This is a genomic window from Cupriavidus sp. USMAHM13 (assembly GCF_001854285.1).
Taxonomy (GTDB): domain Bacteria; phylum Pseudomonadota; class Gammaproteobacteria; order Burkholderiales; family Burkholderiaceae; genus Cupriavidus; species Cupriavidus malaysiensis.
The window spans coordinates 2230025-2249509 of the sequence record NZ_CP017752.1 but is presented as its reverse complement, the minus strand read 5'-3'; the positions used below and the strand labels follow the sequence as shown (position 1 = coordinate 2249509).

Here is a 19485-nt window from a genome sequence, read left to right as displayed (position 1 = left end):
GCCGGACGTCCCCGCTTCCTTCCACTTCAAGCATCACGCATCAAGCCGAGTTCACCATGACCGCTCTCGTTATCGCCAATATCGTCTTGTGGATCGCCGTGCTGGCGCTGCTGTTCGGCCTCTACGCGCTCGCGCGCCAGGTCGGCATCCTCTATGAACGGGTCGCGCCGATGGGCGCGCTGATGATCGACGCCGGCCCGCGCGTGGGCCAGCCGCTGGCACGCTTCGACCTGCAGGACGTGCGCGGCGATGCCGTCGCCGTGGGCGGCGCGCAGCCCGCCAGCACGCTGCTGTTCTTCCTCGCGCCCACCTGCCCGATCTGCAAGAAGCTGCTGCCGGTGCTGAAGTCGATCGCCGCCAGCGAGCGCGCCTGGCTGCGCATCGTGCTCGCCTCCGACGGCGAGCAGCCCGAGCACCTGGCCTTCCTGCGCCAGGCCGGGCTGGCCGAGTTCCCCTACGTGCTGTCCAAGGAACTGGGCATGCACCTGCAGATCGGCAAGCTGCCCTACGCCGTGCTGCTCGACAGCGCCGGCACGCTGCGCGCCAAGGGGCTGGTCAACTCGCGCGAGCAGCTCGAAAGCCTGTTCACCGCCATGGACCTGAACGTGGCCTCGGTGCAGCAGTTCCTCGAAACCCACGCCTGACGGCACGGAGACATTTGTGATGTGGTTCGACCGATGGATCGAGCGCCAGGCCCGCCGCACGGCCCAGCGCACCAGCCGGCGCAGCGCGCTGGCCACGCTGGGCAAGGCCATGGTGGGCGGGCTGGCGCTGCCCGTGCTGCCCTTCGACCGCAGCGCCCACGCCGCCGCCGCGCATGGCGCGCGCCCCGGCAAGGGCGTGGACGAGACCTCCTGCGACTACTGGAAATACTGCGCCGTCGACGGCTTCCTGTGCGCCTGCTGCGGCGGCAGCTCCACCAGTTGCCCGCCGGGCACCGAGCCCTCGCGCGTGTCCTGGGTCGGCACCTGCCGCAACCCGGCCGACGGCAAGGACTACATGGTCAGCTACAACGACTGCTGCGGCAAGACGACCTGCGGCCGCTGCGAGTGCAACACCAACGAGCGCGAGCGCCCGGGCTACAAGCTCGGCGTGCACAACGACGTCAACTGGTGCATGAGCAACAGCAGCACGATGTTCCATTGCACCACCTCCATCATCCTCGGAGTACAGGAATGACGCGCTTCACCCGGCTCGGCGCCCTCACCGGCGCTGTCCTTCCCACTCTCCTCCCCGCGCTGCTGGCCGCGCTCGCCGCCAGTCCCCTCGCCGCCACCGCCGCCACCGCCGCCCCCGACGGCAAGGCCCTGTTCACCGCCAACTGCGCTGCCTGCCATAACGCGGACGCCTCCGGCATCGCCGGCGTGGCCCCGCCGCTGGCCGGCGCGCTGCGCGAGCGGCTGGCCACGCCCGCCGGCCAGGCCTACCTGGCCAATGTGGTAGTGCATGGCCTGGCCGGCCCGATCGAATCGCAGGGGCAGTCCTATAACGGCATCATGCCGTCCTTCGCCACGCTGCCGGACGACGACCTGGCGGCGGTGCTGGCCTGGCTCGGCACGCAGAACGGACAGGCCGCGCCCAGCGTCGGGGCCGAGCTGCTGGCCAAGGCGCGCGCCGAGCGCAAGACGCCCGGCGCGGTGCGCAAGCTGCGCGATGGCGCCACGGCACGCTGACATGGCGAGCGCCGCGCCGCGCCGCGCACGGGCCCGCGCCGCGCTGCTGGCCGCCGCCGCGTGCGGCCTGCTGGCCGGCCCCGCGCACGCCCAGGAGCGGCTGCCGCGCGCCCAGGCCAACTACCTGCTGCACTGCTCCGGCTGCCACCTGCCCGACGGTGCCGGCAAGCCCGCCGCCGGTATCCCCGACATGCGCGCCACGCTGCCCCGGCTGCTCGCCTCGGCCGCCGGGCGGGCCTTCGTGATCCAGGTGCCAGGCACCTCGGGCTCCGACCTCAGCGATGCCGAGATCGCCGAACTGTTCAACTGGATGGTGCCGGCCTTCGGGCCCGGCGTGGCCTCGCCCGGCTTCACCCGGCAGGAGGTCGCCCGCTACCGCCACGATCCGCTCGACGACGTGATGGCGCGGCGCGCGTCCATCCTGCCGGCGCCCCGCTGAAAGGCGCGGCCATTCCAGCCGGACTTCCACGCCGCCCCTGCCGACCGATTCATCACCGCCCCCAACCCCTTCCCGGATACCGCCCAATGACCACCCCCGCCGCCTCGCCCCGGGCAGTTGCCTCGGATACCCCGGATGCCTCGGATACCCTGGGCACCGCCACCGCCCCGGCACCGCCGCAACCCACCCGGCGCCAATGGCTGGGCCGCCTCGCCGGTGCCGCGCTCGGCACGGCGGCCGCCGGCGCCACGGCCGCCGTGCCCGGCGCCGATGACCACGCAGCCCCGGCGCCCCGCGCCGGCGCCACCCCCGACCCCATCGTGCTGATGCCCGCCTGGCAGCTCTCGCGCGAGATCGCCGCGCGCCGCGTCTCCTGCCGCGAAGTGATGGCCGCCTACCTGACCCATATCGACCGCGTCAATCCCGTCGCCAACGCCATCGTCGCCCGCCGCGACAGCGAGCTGCTGCTGCGCGAAGCGGCTGCCGCCGATGCCGCCCTTGCCTCCAGCCAGCGCGCCGGCCAGCGCCCCGGCTGGATGCACGGCATGCCGCAGGCCCCCAAGGACCTGGCGCTGACGCGCGGCATCCGTACCACCTTCGGCTCGCCGATCTTCCGCGACAACGTGCCGACCCAGGACGCCATCATCGTCGAGCGCGCGCGCCGCGCCGGCGCCATCCTGCTCGGCAAGACCAACACCCCCGAGTTCGGGCTCGGCTCGCAGACCTTCAACCCGGTCTACGGCGCCACCCGCAACCCCTACGACCCGGCCCGCTGCGCCGGCGGCAGCAGCGGCGGCGCGGCCGCCGCGCTGGCCCTGCGCCTGCTGCCGGTGGCCGACGGCAGCGACTTCGGCGGCTCGCTGCGCAACCCCGCCGGCTTCTGCAATGTGTACGGCATGCGCCCGTCGATGGGCCGCGTGCCCTACGGACCGACACCCGAAGTCTTCCTGCAGCAGCTCGGCTACGAAGGCCCGATGGGCCGCACCGTGGCCGACGTCGCCCTGCTGCTCGCCACCCAGGCCGGACCCGACCCGCGCACACCGCTGGCGCTCGAGCGCGACCCCGCGCTGGCCGCGCTGACCCCCGACAACGTGCAGGCAGCGCTGGCCGCCGACCTCAAGGGCAAGCGCGTGGCCTGGCTGGGCGACTGGAACGGCTACCTGCCGATGGAAGACGGCATCCTGCCGCTGTGCGAACAGGCGCTGCAGGCCTTCCCCGCCTTCGGCGTGGCGGTCGAAGGCATCGCACCGCCCTTCGCGCCGGAACGGCTGTGGAAGGCCTGGCTCACGCACCGCCACTTCCTGGTCGGCAACGGCATGCTGCCGTTCTACCGCGACCCCGCCAAACGCGCGCTGCTCAAGGCCGACGCCATCTGGGAAATCGAAGGCGCGCTGCAGCTGAGCGGCAACGACGTGTACCACGCCAGCGTGGAGCGCAGCGCCTGGCTGGACACCCTCGACCGGCTCTTCACCCGCTTCGACTACATCGCCGTGCCCACCGCGCAGGTCTTCCCCTTCGATGTCAACCAGCCGTGGCCCAAGTCCATCGCCGGCCGGCCGATGGACACCTACCACCGCTGGATGGAAGTCGTGTTTCCGTGGACCCTGTCCGGCTGCCCCACCATCAGCGTGCCGGTCGGCTTCGGCAGCAACGGCCTGCCGATGGGCATGCAGCTGATCGGGCGGCCGCGCGGCGACCTCAGCGTGCTGCGGCTGGCGCGCGCCTATGAGCAGGAGCGGGACTGGGTGGGACGGCATCTGCCGCGGGCGATGCTGGGGTAGCGAGCAAGGTCGCGCGGGATGGCTTGGTGGAGTAACGGCCTGATGTGGATACGGCGAGGGCAGCCATCGCCAGCGCGACCCAGCTCGCTTGATGCTAGCGCCTGCAAGATCCGCCCGGCAACGCCGCCAGCCCTCACCCTCAACGCGGCCGCGCCAGCGTCTGCGATGGCAACTCGCCGAAGAACTCCCGATACTGCGCCGCAAAGCGCGGCAGGTGATGAAAGCCGTAGCGCGCCGCCACCGCTCCCACGGAATCCGCGGTGCCGGCGCGCAGCGCCAGCCGCGCGCCGTTCATGCGCACCGCGCGCACGAAGTCCAGCGGCGCCAGTCCGGTCACCTCATTGAAGCTGTACTGCAGCGTGCGGCGCGATACCCCCAGCCGCTCGCACAGCGCCAGCACACTCCAGCCGGCTTCGGGCGCGGCGCGCACCATGTCGTAGGCGTCGGCCACCAGCCGTCGCCTGACCGTGGGCGTGGGCAGCGACTCATGCGTGCGGTCACCGTCGGCAGTCAGTGCCGTGGCGGCCGCCAGCAGCAAGGCATCGCGCATCGCGCTCTCGACGAAGCGGTGACGGAACACCTCGGTCTCCAGCGCCGCGGTGCCCAGCACCGACAGCAGCGCCGCGCGCAGTTCCGCCGCCACGCCCGGACGCAATTGCCGCACCGGTGGCAGTTGCGCCACCGTCACCGGTGCGCCGCCGGCCAGCGCGAGCGCGTGCTGCAGCGCCGGCAGCGGCAGGGTCAGCCCGAGCAGATCGAGTTCGCGCGGGGTGCGCATGGCCAGGGCCTTGCCGTTTCCGGCGGTCAGCAGCCCCGCGCCACGCATCGCATAGCCGTGGAACCAGCCGCCATCGCACTGTGCATGCGGCAGCGCCAGCGACAGGTAGCCGCGCATCGCCTCGCCCTCTTCGAGCAAGGCCTGCGAGGTCTGTTCGCGGAACACATGGACATCGCCGAAGGCAGCCTGCTGCACCTCGGCGCGGAAGGGGCCCGGCGTGAGCTGCTGGTAGCGCTGCTGCCAGCCGTCGAGTTCGGCCGCGGCGGCCTGCACGTCGTCCGCGACGAAGCGGCGCAGGCCGCGCGCGGCCCGTGACGGCGGGGGCGCCGAAGGGGACGGGGTGGGCTTCATGGAAATGTCTGCCTGGGGTATCGGCCCTATGCTGTGGCCTGTTCCGGCGCCCGTCACGCATCGGTTCCGGCCGGCGTGCGGGCACTACGGGGCCAGTGTAGCGAAACGGCTCCGCCACGCAAGCGGGGCAATCCCATGCCGTCGCGCCGACGACGCAAGCGCCCGCCGCGGCCACCGATGTGGTGCCCAGTGCGGCACCCGCCCCTTCCGCCGGCCCCGCGCCGTCTGCTATAGTCGCCCCTGCATCCAGAGTTGGTACCCGACGGTACCAACGCCAACCTGCCTCTCCCGGGCAAGGTGGTTGCCTCAAGGCGATGCGGCCGATGGTCGGCAACGAAGCGGGAAGCGGCATGGCGCGCACCGGTTCGAGTGATCCTTACAGTGATCCAATTGCGAGCAGCTATGCAGCAGACACAATCCTCCTCCCCCTGTCCCATTGCGGACACCTCGAGCTCCACCCCCGGCAAGACCGCCTGCACCACCGGCACGGAATTTCCGCCAGCGGGCGACCAGTTGGTCCACATCCTGCACATCACTTCGGTACCCGATCACAGGGTCGTCGATGACGTCTCCGGCCGCATGACAGCCTGCGGCGGCACCGTCGACGGCTGGCGCGTGGTGCGCAGCGGCCCGCTGCTGGCCCAGGAGGTACGCCTGCGCGGCGTCAGCCAGGCCTGTGCGCGCGCCGTGCGCGAGGAGCTGCTGGCGCTCGACGAGGTGCTGCGGATCCGGCTGGAGCACCTGTACCTGCGGCGCGGCCGGCCGGCCTGAGACACTCCAGGCCGCCCGCCCGGACGCGCCAGTGTCCGGGCCGCCTCGATCCCGGTCGCATGCACCCAGTGGCAAGAAGCGCCGGTAAGGCCTCGCCTTGTGGGCACGATTGAAAGCCAAGCAAATGCTTCAGTATCCAGCCAACCGGCCGCAATCCGCGTGGCACGCACTGACGGCCGGAAAGCGACCATTGCGACAGCCGTCGTGCTGTCGGTTGTCACGTCCATTGCAGTCTCCTGCCCGAATCAGGGAAACTTTCGGCCGCGGCAACGTCTGAGCCATGTCAGAGCCTGACGGTGTCCGACGCATCGGCCGTCGACCCAGTCCCGCCCCTGCCCGCCACCGGCACGGGCGGCCCATCATTGCGAGAACCCAGCCCCCATGCCAGATAGCAAACTGAAGGTAGCGGTACTGTTCGGCGGCACCAGCGAAGAACGCGAAGTCTCCATCGCCAGCGGCGCGCAAGTCATCCAGGCCCTGCGCAGCGCCGGCCACCATGTGCTGGCCGTGGAAACCTCGCGCGGCCTGCTCAGCGACGAAGACGAAGTCCGGCTGCTGAGCGCCAAGGTGGACGAGGCCCCGCCCGCCTCCGACGCCCTCGCCGTGCTGCGCTCGGCCGAAACCAGCCTGATCCGCACGCCCGCGCTGGCCGACGTCGACGTCGTCTTCCTGGCCCTGCACGGCGGCACCGGCGAAGACGGCACCGTGCAGGCCATGCTCGACCTGGCCGGCATGGCCTACACCGGCAGCGGCCACCTCGCCAGCGCCATCGCCATGGACAAGGACATGTCCAAGCGCCTGTTCGTCGCCGCTGGCGTCGCCACGCCGCGCTGGCACATGGGCCCCTGCCCGCCCGAAACGGTGGCGCGGGACCTCGGCTACCCCCTGGTGGTCAAGCCCAACCGGCAAGGCTCCACGGTCGGCCTGTCCATCGTCCGCAGCCCCGACGCCCTGGACGCCGCCATCCAGCACGCTGCCCGCTTCGACCGTGAAGTCATGCTCGAACAATTCATCGCCGGCCGCGAACTGACCGTTGGCGTACTCGGCGACCAGGCCCTGGCGGTCGGCGAGATCCTGATCGAACCCCAAGCCGTGTTCGACTACCGCGCCAAGTACCAGCCCGGCGCCGTGCGCGAGATCTTCCCCGCCGACCTGCCCGACGCCATCACCGCCGCCGCGCAGGACGCCGCGCTGCGCGTGCACCGCGCGCTCAAGCTCGACGGCTACAGCCGCACCGACTTCCGCCTCGACGCGCAGGGCCGCCTGTGGTGCCTGGAAGTGAATTCCCTGCCGGGGATGACGGCGACGAGCCTGCTGCCGCAGTCAGCGGCGGCGAGCGGGGTGTCGTTTGCCGAGTTGTGTGAGCGGATCTGCCGGGCGGGGATAGCGCGGCGACGGGGATGACAGCGTTCCGGCCGCCGCCGCCGGAGAGATCAATGTTCCCTGTCGCACATCTGATCGGGCCAGGAGGGGCCGGCAAGAGCACCATCGGCGCGGTCCTGGCACGCCGGCTGAACTGGCGCTTTGTCGATCTGGACCAATGCTTCTTGTCATGGCACGGCCATATCGGCGGCCTGATAGATCGCCACGGCTACGCCGGATACGCAAGACGCAATATCCAGCTGTACGCCGACCTCAGGCATCGCGTGGCCGAGCCCATGGTCTGCGCGCTCTCGTCCGGGTTCATGACGTATCCGTCGGACATTGCGCCAGCCTATCCATCCATCCGCAGCAGCATCGAGTCCGATGCACGCACCGCGCTCTTGCTGCCCGCCCTCGACCTGGAGAAATGCACCAGCCTGATCGTCGCGCGGCAATTGTCCCGAACCTATCTCAAGGCAAGCGCGGAAAGCGAGGCCAGGAAAATCCGCGATCGGTTCCCGCGCTTGATGGCACTGAACTGCGCGCGCTTTGTCAGCGAGGGACCTGTCGATGCGATCGCGGCCTCGATTGAACGGTTTATCCGGGATTCGTTGGCACGGGCTTGAGCCGCGTAGCCCGGACTGAGCCCCAGACGGGCATGCGGAGGCCAGCACGCCGCTGGCTCCCTTGCCCGGATTTCAACCGTCTTCGGAAACGCCGCCCGCCCCGCCCTGTGCGGCCAGTTCACTCAGTACCAACGCCTCTTGCGCCAGCCCGATGGCCAGCGACAACACACGCAACTGGATTTCGGGGTTCAGGTCGCCGAAGATGCCCGACTCCGCGCTATCGCGCGCCAGGAACAGCAAGGCATAGAGCTGCGCCGACTTCTCCGTGGCCTGGCTCAGCGGCGACTCGCAAGGGATGCGGGTGTGCAGGTGGATGTTGGCGTTACGGTGTTCGGCGGTCAGGCCGTGGCGGGTGTGTTGGCGGGGGCTGGTCATTGCGGGCCTCCCTCGTCCTGGACCTGAGGCTTGGCGCGAATGGGCGTGGAAGGCGCGATGCCAGGGAACGCAGCGAAGTGGAACAAGAAGCGGAGCATGATGAGATCTCCCGAATTAGCGGTACTCGGTACGCTCTCCGAAATGCCGATGCCTGGAGGTGGAGAGCGACCATTGGAAAGGCCGCTCTGGAGCGGCCGTCCGCCTTCTTGTTCGGACTGCCAAACCCGGTCGCGGTGGTTGCCGTGACGGGCTGGGTATATCGCGGGATGGGCCGTTTGGCGCTTCACATGCGTTCGCATCGGCTGGATACTATGAATTTGCAACCGCGAGAGTATTCGCATCTAGCAGGTAAGTTGACGCCTTTCCCGATCTATAGCCGGGAGCGGTGCGCACGCTGCCAAGCTGGCACCGGCGCGCGGCAAATTTGCGTACTCGGCGACCAAGGGCAATCGGCCTTCTTCGATAGCAGTCGTCTTACATCGGCGATCATCAACAATGCATGCTGCAGAGAAGCCGACAGATTGATTGGCTGCTTGCGGCCAGTTACGGTCATCTGTCGAAAGCGATCCTATGACCGTTGTGAGTCTGGAATGCGACACACGTCGCTCCCCCACGGACCTCACACCTGTACCAGGCTCTTCACCGCAACCTACGGAATCACTGGCGTGTTGAGCAATTCATCCGTGCCGCCAACGCCAGTGGGAAAGTGTGTTGCCAGAAGGCTTCCGATGGCCTCTATGCCCCGAAGCACTCCCTGCTTGAACTCGTTCCGGCGAAAGGTGTCCTCCATCTGCCGGCAAATGGCGTCCCACTCTTCTTGCTTCACCCTCGCATGGATGCCACGGTCAGCAACAATCTCAACGCTGCGGTCTGCCAGCAGCAGGTAAATCAAGACGCCATTGTTGTGTTCGGTATCCCAAACATGTAGATGCGAAAAAACCTCGATGGCACGCTCACGCGCCGTGAGCCCCTTGCTTAGCGCTGCAAAGCTCAGCGCCCCCTCTACGGCGAAGCGCAGCTGTCCGATGTGAGTAGACTCGCTGGTCGCGATGGCCTGCTCGATTGCGAGCAAGGTTTCGTGCGGGAAGGTCCGCCTGACTCGCCAGTGCGTCATCAGCAGATGTCGCGCCATGCGCTGAAGGTTCGCCATCACCATTTTCCCGAGGCGCCGCCGCCGCCAAAGCCACCACCGCCGCCACTGAAGCCGCCCCGTCCAGACCCGCCACCGAAGCCGCCACGGCCGCCGATTCCCCGAAAGCCCATATGGGAACCGCCAAACATCGTAAAGACGAGCGCGATAGCGCCAGCCATGACGCCGACGGCGATTGCTCCGGAAAGTACCCAGCCAATAATGCCGACCACGCCCCCGGTGGCAACGGCACCTGGTCCTCTGCCCAGGAGGGAACGCAGCACACCGCCCACTACGAGCGTCAGCACTAGGATGACCGGCAGGAATTGCCTCACCGAGTCATCGCCGCGCTCGCCTCTTGTTCGCCTCGTTGGGGGTAACGGCTCGCCGTTGATGACACCAATAATGCGTTCGACGCCAGCCGTGACGCCGCCATAGAAGTCCCCCTGCTTGAAGCGGGGAACGATGTCATCGCTGATGATGCGCTTGCTCATCGCATCGGTGAGGACACCTTCAAGGCCATAACCGACCTCGATACGCATCGTTCGGTCGTCTTTCGCGATGATGAGCAGGGCTCCGTCATCCGCTCCTTTACGCCCGAGTTTCCATTTCTCGACCACGCGGATGGAGTATTGCTCAATGACTTCGGGTTGCGTGGTCGGAACCATCAGCACGCCTATCTGACTTCCCTTCTCGCTCTCGAAGGCTTGCAGCCTTTGTTCGAGGGCAGCCCGCTGTTCGCTTGTCAGCGTGCCGGTCAGGTCAGTTACGCGGGCCGTGAGGGCGGGAACGGCGATGTCCGCCGCAGCGCCCAGAGACACCGAAACGAGCAAGACCAGGAACAAGCCTTTGGCAACCGCAAGCCATTTCACTTGGCACCCCCAGGCGCGCTGGCGGGAGCCCCACCGAAGTCAACCTGGGGTGGCTTGGCTATCGCCGTTTCGCTTGCAACCGTAAAGTTGGGCTTCTCCTTGTAGCCAAAAGCCATTGCCGTCAGGTTGGAGGGTAGCGAGCGCACGGTCACGTTATAGGCCTGCACCGATTGGATATACCGGTTTCGCGCGACGGTTATCCGATTCTCGGTACCCTCGAGTTGGGACTGCAAATCCCTGAAGCCAGCATCAGCCTTCAACTGCGGATAGTTTTCAGAAACCGCCAGGAGCCTCGACAACGTTCCGGACAACTGCTGCTGTGCGGCCTGGAACTGCGCAAATGCCTTCGGGTCGTTCAGGGTCTCGGGTGTGACCTGAATGGTGCCAACCCGAGCTCGCGCCTCAGTTACCTGCGTCAGAACCTCACGCTCATGGCTGGCGTAACCTTTCACGGTGTTCACCAGGTTTGGCACCAAGTCAGCACGGCGTTGGTACTGGTTCACCACCTCCGACCAGCTTGCCTTGACCTGTTCATCCTGAGTTTGAATGGTGTTGTAGCCGCATCCCATCAGACTTATCAGGAGTATTGCCGCCAGTACCAACCATAGCTTTCGCACGAGACTTCTCCTTCCTTTTGCTGCCAGCGCCTGCGGTCCCGGCATTTAAGTGAGGGTACGCCCATCGCAAATCGGGTTTTCATCACACATCCTAGGTCGCGCGAAAGGCCGATTGCTTGATTTGCCTCAACAGCGGCGGCGGACGCCGGGGCGACCATGGGCGTGGCTACATAGAATGGCGATATGGTGCCTTTGTGATTGGGGTGAGTGATGCCGGCCGCCGAGAACATTGCGATTTCCGTCTCAACTGCGCCGTTGCAGTGGATGGGACAAACTGAGATGTGCGAGCACAAAGGCGTCGGACACCCGGACAGCCTTTGCGACGGCGCCGTCGAGGCTGCGGCCCATGCCCTGTGTCGCGCGTACCTTGAGGCTTATGGCGCAATCCAGCATTTCAACCTCGACAAGGCGCTACTCATTGGCGGCATAAGTGCGCCGAAATTCGGTGGCGGGCAACTCCTGCGCCCGATGCGGTTGATGGTCTCGGGCCCTGTCACCGAACTGCCATCTGCCAAGCCTGACCAAATCGTTGAGCAGGCCATTCGCGACTACTTCGTGGCCTGCTTAGGCAGGGCCGGCGACGATATCCGGGTAGAGCCCATACTCCGCCCTTCGGCCCCAAACCTCCGGCGCGTCACTGGCACAACATCCGTCCCGCTGTCGAATGACACTTCTTTCGGCATCGGGTATGCGCCACTTTCCAGCCTCGAGAAGGCTGTGCTCTCAGCCTCGCAGTTACTCCGCTCAAGTGATTTTGAGGCTTCTTTTCAGGCGGCCGGACATGATTTCAAAGTCATGGGCAGTCGACTCGATGGGCATCACCGTCTCACCATCGCGCTGGCGTTTGTTGACCGCTATATACGCGCGGTCGATGAATACTTCACTGTGAAGGGCCAGATTGCGTCATACCTTACGGACCGCATCGAACCGGCGGTTGAGATTGCCATCAATACCCTGGACGACAGCGATGCCAGTAATGAAAGTGGAATCTACCTGACCGTCACAGGCATGAGCGCGGAGCATGGCGATGACGGCCAGGTGGGTCGTGGAAACCGGGTCAACGGCTTGATTACCCCGTATCGGCCAATGTCCTTGGAAGCAGCAGCGGGAAAGAACCCGGCATCGCATGTTGGCAAGCTTTACAACGTGCTCGCCCACCGGTTGGCTGCGCGCATCGCGGCGGACATGGACGGCGTCAACGAGGTTGTGGTGCGGCTGCTGTCCGGCATCGGCCGCCCAATCGACCAGCCGCAACTGGCAGCCATCGATGTTGTAGCCGAACAGGGGCTCTCGCCGACTCAGCAACAGGAAATCCGTGAGCTACTCCGGCAGCAGCTGGCCAACCTTCCCACGTTGGTCAGGGAACTGGCGACAGGGACGATTCCCGTGTTCTAAGGCCTTCTCGCCTGCCGGCAGCCATCACTAAGGCACCATTTTCGAGCATCGCCCTCTTTGAGAAGGCGCGGCAATTCGCATTCCTTGATTGACGTCAATAAGCAAGTTCCCCGAAGGACGAGACTATTGAGGTAAATCCTGCCTTCCAGCCGCCAATCGCCCCGAGGAGGATGGCATGTCGACCAGGTCCGCTACCCCTACGGTTGGAGAAGAATCCACCATCATGGGTGGGCACGCGCCCCAACCGACAAGTCACCTGGATACTGCTCGCCAGCAAAACGTGCGCGACCCTGTTTGTGGCATGGAAGTTTCTCCCGGGGAAGCGGCCGCCAGTGCGGAAGTCGACCACAAACGCTATTGGTTCTGCTCCAGCCACTGCCAACAGGCGTTCCTCGTCAACCCGGCCCGATACATTCGGCCGCCGCTCGCCGAAGATACCCCAGGGGGCGCAAGCATTTCTCCGCCCCCCACGGCCGTACTCCCAGCGACCACCGCCGGTGCCAAGCAAACCGCCAAGGACCCCATTTGCGGAATGATGGTGGACAAGGCGACGGCCCTGTCCGCCGAGCGTGGCAACCGCAAGTACTACTTCTGCAGCGAAAGTTGTCTACGGACTTTCGAATCGCCAGAGAGCGAGTTGAAGGCCATGAAGACACGCGTGACGATTGCCCTCACGGGCGTCCTCGCGCTCGCTGTGCTGCGCGCGGGTGCCTTCCTGGCCCTGGCAGCCGGCGCCACCCTGCTGACGTGGGCACCGATTCCGGCTCTGCCTTGGTTCACGTGGGGCATGTGGCTGTTCTTGTTGGTCACGCCAGTGCAGTTCATTGGCGGCTGGAGCTTCTACAAGGGCGCGTGGAACGCCATCCGAACCCGCAACATCAACATGGACTTCCTCATCGCATTGGGGACGTCCGTCGCGTATTTCTACAGCGTGGTGGTGCTGTTCTTTCCAGCCTGGCTGCCGGTCAAGGTCGAGGAGCGGGACGTCTATTTTGAGGTGTCGGCGGTAATTATTGCCTTCGTGCTACTTGGCAAGTACATGGAGGAAATTATCAAGAAGAAGTCGTCGGCAGCGGTACGGCGCCTGCTCGACCTCCGTCCGGCCGTCGCGCATGTGTTGCGTGATGGGAAGGAAGTGGAAATCCCGGCCGAAAGCATCATGGTCGGAGAGGCGGTTGTCGTGCGCCCGGGGGAGAAGATTCCCACGGATGGCAAGGTCATGGAGGGTGAGTCCAGCATCGACGAGTCAATGTTGACCGGCGAGTCGATGCCCGTTGAGAAGAAGCCTGGTACTGCCGTCATAGGCGGCACCCTGAACCGCAGCGGCGCGTTTACGTTCCAGGCGACAAAGATTGGCGCCAATACCGCGCTCGCCCAGATTATCAAGATGGTCGAGGACGCCCAGGCCAGTACCGCGCAGATTCAGCGGCTGGCGGACCAGGTCACCGGTTACTTCGTGCCCGCCGTGGTTTCCGTTGCCATGTTGGCCCTGGTGGGTTGGAGCGTCGCGGGGCACTTCCCCCATGGACTGCTCGCGTTTGTGGCAGTTCTGATTATCTCTTGCCCATGCGCCTTGGGCGTTGCGACACCTGCCGCCCTGATGGTCGGTGTGGGAAAGGGCGCCGACAATAGCATCCTGATACGCGGCGGCGAAGTACTGGAGCGGGCCGAGAAACTCACAGCAGTTGTCTTTGACAAGACGGGTACGATTACACGAGGCGAGCCGACCGTCACCGATGTCATCTCATTGTCGAACCATGAGGAATCGACGCTATTGACCTTGGCTGCCGCCGTCGAAAGCGGGTCTGAACATCCTCTGGGCGAAGCCATCGTGCGGGCTGCCCAACATCGCGGCCTCGCCATTCCCAAGGCAACCGGCATCACCGCCCTGTCTGGTATGGGCATACAGGGGCAGGTCGACGGGCAACAGACCTGGCTCGGAAATCGACGGCTGTTTGCGCGCCAGGGAATTTCGACCTGTGACGCTGAGTCGGTGCTGCAAAGGCTCGAGGCCGACGGGAAGACCGCCATGCTGGTAGGCGCTGGTAACACGCTGCTTGGCATAGTCGCAGTGGCCGATACGGTGAAGCCAGAGGCCACCGAGGCTGTCGCCGCCTTGAGGGCACGCAACATCAAAGTGGTGCTGCTCAGCGGGGACAACCGTCGGACGGCGGAGGCCATCGGCCGGCAAGTCGGCATAGACAAAGTGATTGCTGAAGTCATGCCGGAAGACAAGGTCGAAACCATTCAGGCCTTGCAGAAGCAGGGCGAAGTCGTGGCGATGGTAGGTGACGGCGTCAATGATGCACCGGCACTCGCAGCGGCGGACATCGGTATTGCCATCGGCTCTGGCTCGGACGTTGCCAAAGAGACGGGAAGCATCATCCTCATCCGCGACGACGTCCGTGATGTGGTGGCATCCATCGAGCTTTCGCGTGCCACGATGCGCAAAATCAAGCAGAACCTGTTCTGGGCGTTCATCTACAACACCGTTGGCATCCCAGTTGCTGCGTTCGGACTATTGAACCCCATCTTTGCGGCAGCGGCCATGGCGCTGTCCTCATTGAGCGTCGTGGCGAATTCCGCGTTGCTCAAGCGTGTACGGATTGGCCAGGCCAGTAGGGAGGTGATATGAAACATACTGTCGCATGGATTTGCGCGGCGCTAGCAACGCTGCTTGCCATCGTCGTCGTGCACTGGTTCGGTATATCACCACTCACGCTACTGGTCGCAATTCTTCTACTCTCCTGCCCAGTCGTCGTAGTGTGGGTCAGCTGGCGGCTTTCCCGTCAGTGCGAATGTGACATTCAACAGGCCGTGGAGCGCGAGCGCAAGGCCAGAGGCAATCCTTGACGAGGAGGACTTCACCATGAACTGGCTCTCGCAGAATCTGACGTGGCTCCTGCCTAGCGAATTCGCATCGTGACCTTGATAGCGTGGCAGCGATTCACGAGCCATCGAACCAATCAACGGTGCGCAACGCTACACAACGCAGGAGTACAGCTCCGCTGCCCGTGACCCCGTCACCGGCAATAAGGTGGAAACCGCGCACGCCATTACGGCGAACTTTGAGGGACACACCTTCTTCTTCGAATCCGAAGCGTCGCGCACGGTATTTCGACAAGACCCCTCACGGTACATTCATCGGCACCACCACCACGGTTGCTGCTAAACAATTCCCGAGTCGGAGGCAGGTATGAATCACCAACATAGCAGTCACGAGCATCCAGACGATACGGAGCGGAAGATTTCTCGCTCCAGGCTGGTCTCGATTGGCTTTCTCTTGGTGATTGGCTACTTCCTCTGGACGGAGCACCGGGCGCACGTCATTCAGTTCCTGCCGTTCCTGCTCCTGGCAGCGTGCCCGTTGATGCATTTCTTCATGCATCACGGCCATGGCCACGGTCACGGGCAGCGCGACGAGCGAAACGACATGGGCCAAAAGGGAGAGCGATGATGGAACACAACGCGCAAAACGGCTACGGCCTGTGGTCGCTGGTGATTATTAACTCGGCGGTGTTCCTCATCTTTGCGTTCAGCTTTACCAAACCGAAGACTGCTCGGGACTGGCGCTCCTTTGGAGCCTTCTCGGCGTTCATCGTGGCGCTCTTCACCGAGATGTATGGGATTCCCCTGACCATCTATCTACTGTTGCCATGGCTGTCTGCAAAGTTTCCCAGAATCGACTTCCTGTCCCATGATGCCGGCCATCTTCCGGAGATGATTTTCGGCTGGCAGGGCAATCCCCACCTGGGACCCTTCCACATCGCCAGCGACATCCTGATTTTCGGCGGATTTCTCATGCTGTCTGCGGCGTGGCGAGTCTTGTACAAGGCTCAGCAGGAACACACCTTGGCCACCACTGGGCTCTACGCTCGTATGCGGCATCCGCAGTATGTGGCGTTCATCCTGATTATGTCGGGATTCCTGCTGCAATGGCCCACGATACTCACGTTGGCGATGTTCCCCATCTTGGTCTGGATGTACGTTCGCCTTGCCCTAGCCGAGGAGCGGGACGCACTGGCGGAATTTGGACAGGAATATGAGGCATACCGGCGCAGAACTCCTGGTTTCATCCCGCACTTTGGAGATGGGGAGACGCCTCGGACCAGGCCTCACTGAGGCTTGGCTGGAAGCCGTTGCAATTGGAGGCTGCCATGAATCCCTTCAAAACTGGTGTGACGTTGTCAGCTACGGTCGTGCTCTTCTATGCCTTATGCACGCTCGTCTGGATGGCAGCCCCCGAGCCCTTCATGAACTTCATGAACGCGCTTTTTCACGGGCTTGATTTCCGACGCCTGCAGACTGGCGAATCGGTGTCCTGGTGGTCAGTCATCTACCCGGCCATTGTGTTTGCAGTCTGGTTTTTTGCCGCCGGCAGTTTCTTTGCCTGGCTCTTTAACCCCCTCAGGAGTGACCGCTGACCCACAGATGGCATTGACGGTAATGGAACTCTCACCAGGGTCTGAACCCTTGGTGTAAAGCCGGCTCGTTGTTGACGCCGGATGGGCTCGGTGGTCGTGCAGACAGCACTGGTCGCCGAGCTTTTGATTGACCACAAGATGAAAAGGCCCCCATGGAACCGCGTCAACAGTTTTCCCTTTGGTACATACTCGCGGCGGTCACGGCGATGCTTATCTTTCAGAGCGTCTTCCCTCCCTCTCACGTCGAAACGCTGCCGTACAGTGATTTCAAGGTCTTGTTGAAGGCTGGCAAGGTCAAAAATGTCACCCTCGGGGAGGGTGACATCACCGGAACGCTGAGCACCGATGGCATCGAGAATCTACTTCCCAAGCAACAGGTCGACGAAATGCTGCAGCAGGGAAAGGGAGACCACGCATTCTCGGCAGTCCGCGTCAATGACCCCAATCTGGTCCAGGAACTCGAAGCGGCAAAAGTGCGCTTCGTGGGCCAAGCAGACAACAAATGGATTGGCGTTCTGCTGTCATGGATAGTCCCCGCGCTGCTGTTCTTTGCCATATGGAGCTTTCTCATCAAACGAGTAGGCGCTAGCGCCGGCGGCATGATGGAAATTGGCAAAAGCAAGGCCAAGGTTTACATGCAGAAAGAAACAGGCGTGACCTTTGCCGACGTTGCAGGCATCGACGAAGCAAAGGAAGAGCTCGCAGAAATCGTCAACTTCCTGAAAGACCCCCAGCGCTACCGGCGCCTTGGCGGCAAGATTCCCAAAGGGGTATTGCTGCTTGGGGCACCGGGCACCGGCAAGACGCTGCTGGCTAAGGCGGTCGCGGGCGAAGCCGGCGTTCCATTTTTTAGCATGAGCGGCTCGGAGTTCGTGGAGATGTTTGTCGGCGTTGGTGCAGCGCGTGTTCGCGACCTCTTCAACCAGGCCGAAACCAAGGCCCCCTGCATCATCTTCATCGATGAACTGGATGCGCTCGGCAAGACCCGGGCGCTCAACGCGGTGTCCGGCAACGACGAACGCGAACAGACGCTGAATCAGTTGCTGGTCCAGATGGACGGCTTTGATACCAACAAGGGCGTCATCATCATGGCTGCCACCAATAGGCCTGAAATCCTGGACCCCGCGCTGTTGCGCCCCGGGCGGTTTGACCGCCACGTCGCGCTGGACCGCCCTGACCTGAAGGGTCGCGAGCAGATTCTCAAGGTACACGTCAAGAATGTCGTCCTTGCACCCACTGTCGAGCTGACGAAGCTAGCAGCCCGCACACCTGGCTTTGCTGGCGCCGACCTCGCCAATCTCGTCAATGAGGCCGCGCTTCTCGCTGCCCGCAAGGGCAAGGATGCGGTGGACATGACAGATTTCGATGAGGCACTTGACCGCATCGTGGGCGGACTCGAGAAGAAGAATCGCGTAATGAATCCGCAGGAGAAGGAAACCATTGCCTACCACGAGGCCGGCCATGCCATCGTGGCGGAATCGCGGCCACATGCCGACCGGGTCTCCAAGGTCTCCATCATCCCGCGAGGCGTAGCCGCCCTGGGCTACACCCAGCAGACCCCGACAGAAGACCGCTATCTCCTGAAGCAGAGTGAACTGCTTGACCGGCTCGATGTACTGCTTGGCGGGCGCATGGCCGAGCAACTTGTCTATGGAGACGTCTCAACCGGGGCACAGAACGACCTCCAACGTGCCACCGACATGGCTCGGCAAATGATTACGCAGTTTGGCATGAGCGAGCAGCTTGGGCTTGCCACTTACGAGGATATGCGGAATCCGCTCTTCAACGACGCGGGCGTCATGCCTCGTGACCGGAAAGAGTACAGCGAGGAAACCGCCCGGACTATCGATGCGGAGGTCCGAAAGATTCTCGGTGACGCGAGCCAGCGGGTGAAGCAGACGCTGCTGGCGAATCGGCACAAGCTTGATGCGCTGGCGAAGCTACTTCTCGAACAGGAGGTCGTAGACCGGTCTACCCTGGAGCTGCTGCTCTCCGAAAAAGTCACCCCGCTGACCTCTGGGAAGTCCCACCCAGCCGCGCCAGAGGCGCCAAATTCTCGGAAGGTGAACCATGAAAACGAAGGCAAGTAGCAAGAGCGCTACTACCGAGATAAGCGCCATCTCCCATGAGACCTACGAGGAGAATCTCCACCTGCTTCAAATCGAACTGGTCAAGCTACAAAAGCACTTCATTTCCTGCAGCGACCGGATTCTGGTGATTTTTGAAGGCAGGGACGCCGCTGGGAAGGACGGCACCATCAAGCGCATTGTCGAACATCTCAGCCCGCGTGAAACCCGCGTTGTCGCGCTTGGGAAGCCTTCCGACCGTGACCGAGGCTCATGGTATTTCCGGCGCTATACAGCCGAACTCCCGGCCGCCGGCGAGTTCACCCTCTTCAATCGCAGTTGGTATAACCGGGCGGGCGTGGAACGCGTGATGGGCTTCTGCACCGACGCCGAGGTTGAGGAGTTCATGGCAAGCGTTCCGGAGTTCGAAGGGATGCTGGTGCGCTCGGGAGTTCGTCTTATCAAGTACTACCTGGACATCAGCAAGCCCGAACAGAAAAAGCGCATCGAGGAGCGCCGCCGAGACCCGCTAAAGCAGTGGAAAGTCAGTCCCATTGACGAGCAGGCGGTGGCACTGTGGAAGAAGTACAGCAAGGCTCGCAATGAGATGTTTGCTCGGACCAGCGACATCGTGCCATGGAACGTCGTGCGTGCCGACGACAAGCGCGTCGCGCGCCTCAGTGTCATCAAGGATTTGCTGACGCGCCTGCACTATGCGGACAAGGACGATGAGCTGATTCGGCCTAATCCTGAAGTTGTCTTCCCTTACGCGGAGCAACATCTGCTGAGCGGGGCGATTGCGAAGTGAACCGGTAGCCCAATGAGA

At 64.1% G+C, this 19485-nt stretch carries 20 protein-coding genes and 1 riboswitch; of the genes, 15 read left to right on the top strand and 5 right to left on the bottom strand.

Features of this window, described 5'->3' with window-relative positions; all coding sequences use genetic code 11:
• The first annotated feature begins 56 nt into the window (after positions 1-56).
• From mauD to BKK81_RS28165, 5 genes are all read left to right on the top strand, one after another.
• Positions 57-644: a methylamine dehydrogenase accessory protein MauD gene (gene mauD, locus BKK81_RS28185; RefSeq protein ID WP_071019746.1), complete on the top strand. Its 588-nt coding sequence runs from the start codon at positions 57-59 to the stop codon at positions 642-644.
• A gap of 19 nt (positions 645-663) precedes the next feature.
• The gene (locus BKK81_RS28180) at positions 664-1179 is read left to right on the top strand and encodes a methylamine dehydrogenase light chain (RefSeq protein WP_071019744.1); all 516 of its coding nucleotides are present in this window, start codon (positions 664-666) and stop codon (positions 1177-1179) included.
• Positions 1176-1673 carry a c-type cytochrome gene (locus tag BKK81_RS28175; protein WP_083384496.1) on the top strand — a complete coding sequence of 166 codons (498 nt, stop codon included), beginning with the start codon at positions 1176-1178 and terminating at the stop codon, positions 1671-1673. Before BKK81_RS28180 ends, BKK81_RS28175 begins: the two co-directional genes overlap by 4 nt.
• A gap of 1 nt (position 1674) precedes the next feature.
• Positions 1675-2112, top strand: coding sequence for a cytochrome c (locus BKK81_RS28170; protein WP_071019742.1), 438 nt, complete (start codon positions 1675-1677; stop codon positions 2110-2112).
• Positions 2113-2438: 326 nt separating this feature from the next.
• Entirely contained in the window at positions 2439-3893 is a 1455-nt protein-coding gene (locus BKK81_RS28165) for an amidase (protein WP_071022487.1), read from the top strand.
• A 139-nt stretch (positions 3894-4032) separates the two neighbouring features.
• On the opposite strand, the gene BKK81_RS28160 is transcribed toward BKK81_RS28165, so the two are convergent.
• Positions 4033-5022, bottom strand: a complete 990-nt coding sequence (locus tag BKK81_RS28160; RefSeq protein WP_071019739.1) for an AraC family transcriptional regulator — start codon at positions 5020-5022, stop codon at positions 4033-4035.
• A gap of 237 nt (positions 5023-5259) precedes the next feature.
• A riboswitch (SAM-I-IV-variant riboswitch) is annotated at positions 5260-5370 on the top strand.
• A 54-nt stretch (positions 5371-5424) separates the two neighbouring features.
• Between BKK81_RS28160 and BKK81_RS28155 the strand changes: the two genes are divergently transcribed.
• The 3 genes from BKK81_RS28155 (at position 5425) to BKK81_RS28145 (ending at position 7781) form a co-directional block, all read left to right on the top strand.
• Positions 5425-5793 (top strand): hypothetical protein, encoded by a 369-nt coding sequence (locus BKK81_RS28155; RefSeq protein ID WP_071019737.1) that lies wholly within the window; start codon positions 5425-5427, stop codon positions 5791-5793.
• 381 nt (positions 5794-6174) lie between these two features.
• Positions 6175-7197, top strand: a complete 1023-nt coding sequence (locus tag BKK81_RS28150) for a D-alanine--D-alanine ligase family protein (RefSeq protein ID WP_071019734.1) — start codon at positions 6175-6177, stop codon at positions 7195-7197.
• Positions 7198-7229: 32 nt separating this feature from the next.
• Positions 7230-7781, top strand: a complete 552-nt coding sequence (locus BKK81_RS28145; RefSeq protein ID WP_071019731.1) for a shikimate kinase — start codon at positions 7230-7232, stop codon at positions 7779-7781.
• A gap of 72 nt (positions 7782-7853) precedes the next feature.
• Here the strand turns inward: BKK81_RS28145 and BKK81_RS28140 are convergent, their stop codons facing one another.
• The 4 genes from BKK81_RS28140 to BKK81_RS28125 all read right to left on the bottom strand — a co-directional run bounded on the left by BKK81_RS28140 (position 7854) and on the right by BKK81_RS28125 (position 10726).
• Positions 7854-8156: a hypothetical protein gene (locus BKK81_RS28140; protein ID WP_071019729.1), complete on the bottom strand. Its 303-nt coding sequence runs from the start codon at positions 8154-8156 to the stop codon at positions 7854-7856.
• A 649-nt stretch (positions 8157-8805) separates the two neighbouring features.
• The gene (locus BKK81_RS28135) at positions 8806-9306 is read right to left on the bottom strand and encodes a TPM domain-containing protein (protein ID WP_071019726.1); all 501 of its coding nucleotides are present in this window, start codon (positions 9304-9306) and stop codon (positions 8806-8808) included.
• Complete coding sequence (locus BKK81_RS28130) at positions 9306-10157, bottom strand: TPM domain-containing protein (RefSeq protein WP_071019724.1); 852 nt, start codon at positions 10155-10157, stop codon at positions 9306-9308. The genes BKK81_RS28135 and BKK81_RS28130 overlap by 1 nt, the downstream gene beginning before the upstream one ends.
• Positions 10154-10726: a LemA family protein gene (locus BKK81_RS28125; RefSeq protein WP_231908247.1), complete on the bottom strand. Its 573-nt coding sequence runs from the start codon at positions 10724-10726 to the stop codon at positions 10154-10156. Before BKK81_RS28125 ends, BKK81_RS28130 begins: the two co-directional genes overlap by 4 nt.
• A gap of 258 nt (positions 10727-10984) precedes the next feature.
• On the opposite strand from BKK81_RS28125, the gene BKK81_RS28120 reads away from it, so the two are divergent.
• From BKK81_RS28120 to ppk2, 7 genes are all read left to right on the top strand, one after another.
• The gene (locus tag BKK81_RS28120) at positions 10985-12169 is read left to right on the top strand and encodes a methionine adenosyltransferase (RefSeq protein WP_083384494.1); all 1185 of its coding nucleotides are present in this window, start codon (positions 10985-10987) and stop codon (positions 12167-12169) included.
• Positions 12170-12344: 175 nt separating this feature from the next.
• A complete protein-coding gene (locus BKK81_RS28115; RefSeq protein ID WP_156811470.1) occupies positions 12345-14804 on the top strand; it encodes a heavy metal translocating P-type ATPase in 2460 nt (819 codons plus the stop codon).
• 561 nt (positions 14805-15365) lie between these two features.
• The gene (locus BKK81_RS28110; RefSeq protein ID WP_071019716.1) at positions 15366-15626 is read left to right on the top strand and encodes a DUF2933 domain-containing protein; all 261 of its coding nucleotides are present in this window, start codon (positions 15366-15368) and stop codon (positions 15624-15626) included.
• Positions 15626-16291 (top strand): methyltransferase family protein, encoded by a 666-nt coding sequence (locus BKK81_RS28105; RefSeq protein WP_071019714.1) that lies wholly within the window; start codon positions 15626-15628, stop codon positions 16289-16291. The genes BKK81_RS28110 and BKK81_RS28105 overlap by 1 nt, the downstream gene beginning before the upstream one ends.
• Positions 16292-16326: 35 nt before the next feature.
• On the top strand, positions 16327-16593 hold the full coding sequence (locus BKK81_RS28100) for a DUF5676 family membrane protein (protein WP_071019711.1): 267 nt from the start codon (positions 16327-16329) through the stop codon (positions 16591-16593).
• A gap of 152 nt (positions 16594-16745) precedes the next feature.
• On the top strand, positions 16746-18683 hold the full coding sequence (gene ftsH, locus BKK81_RS28095; protein ID WP_071019708.1) for an ATP-dependent zinc metalloprotease FtsH: 1938 nt from the start codon (positions 16746-16748) through the stop codon (positions 18681-18683).
• A complete protein-coding gene (ppk2, locus tag BKK81_RS28090) occupies positions 18664-19467 on the top strand; it encodes a polyphosphate kinase 2 (protein ID WP_071019705.1) in 804 nt (267 codons plus the stop codon). The genes ftsH and ppk2 overlap by 20 nt, the downstream gene beginning before the upstream one ends.
• Positions 19468-19485 lie beyond the last annotated feature (18 nt).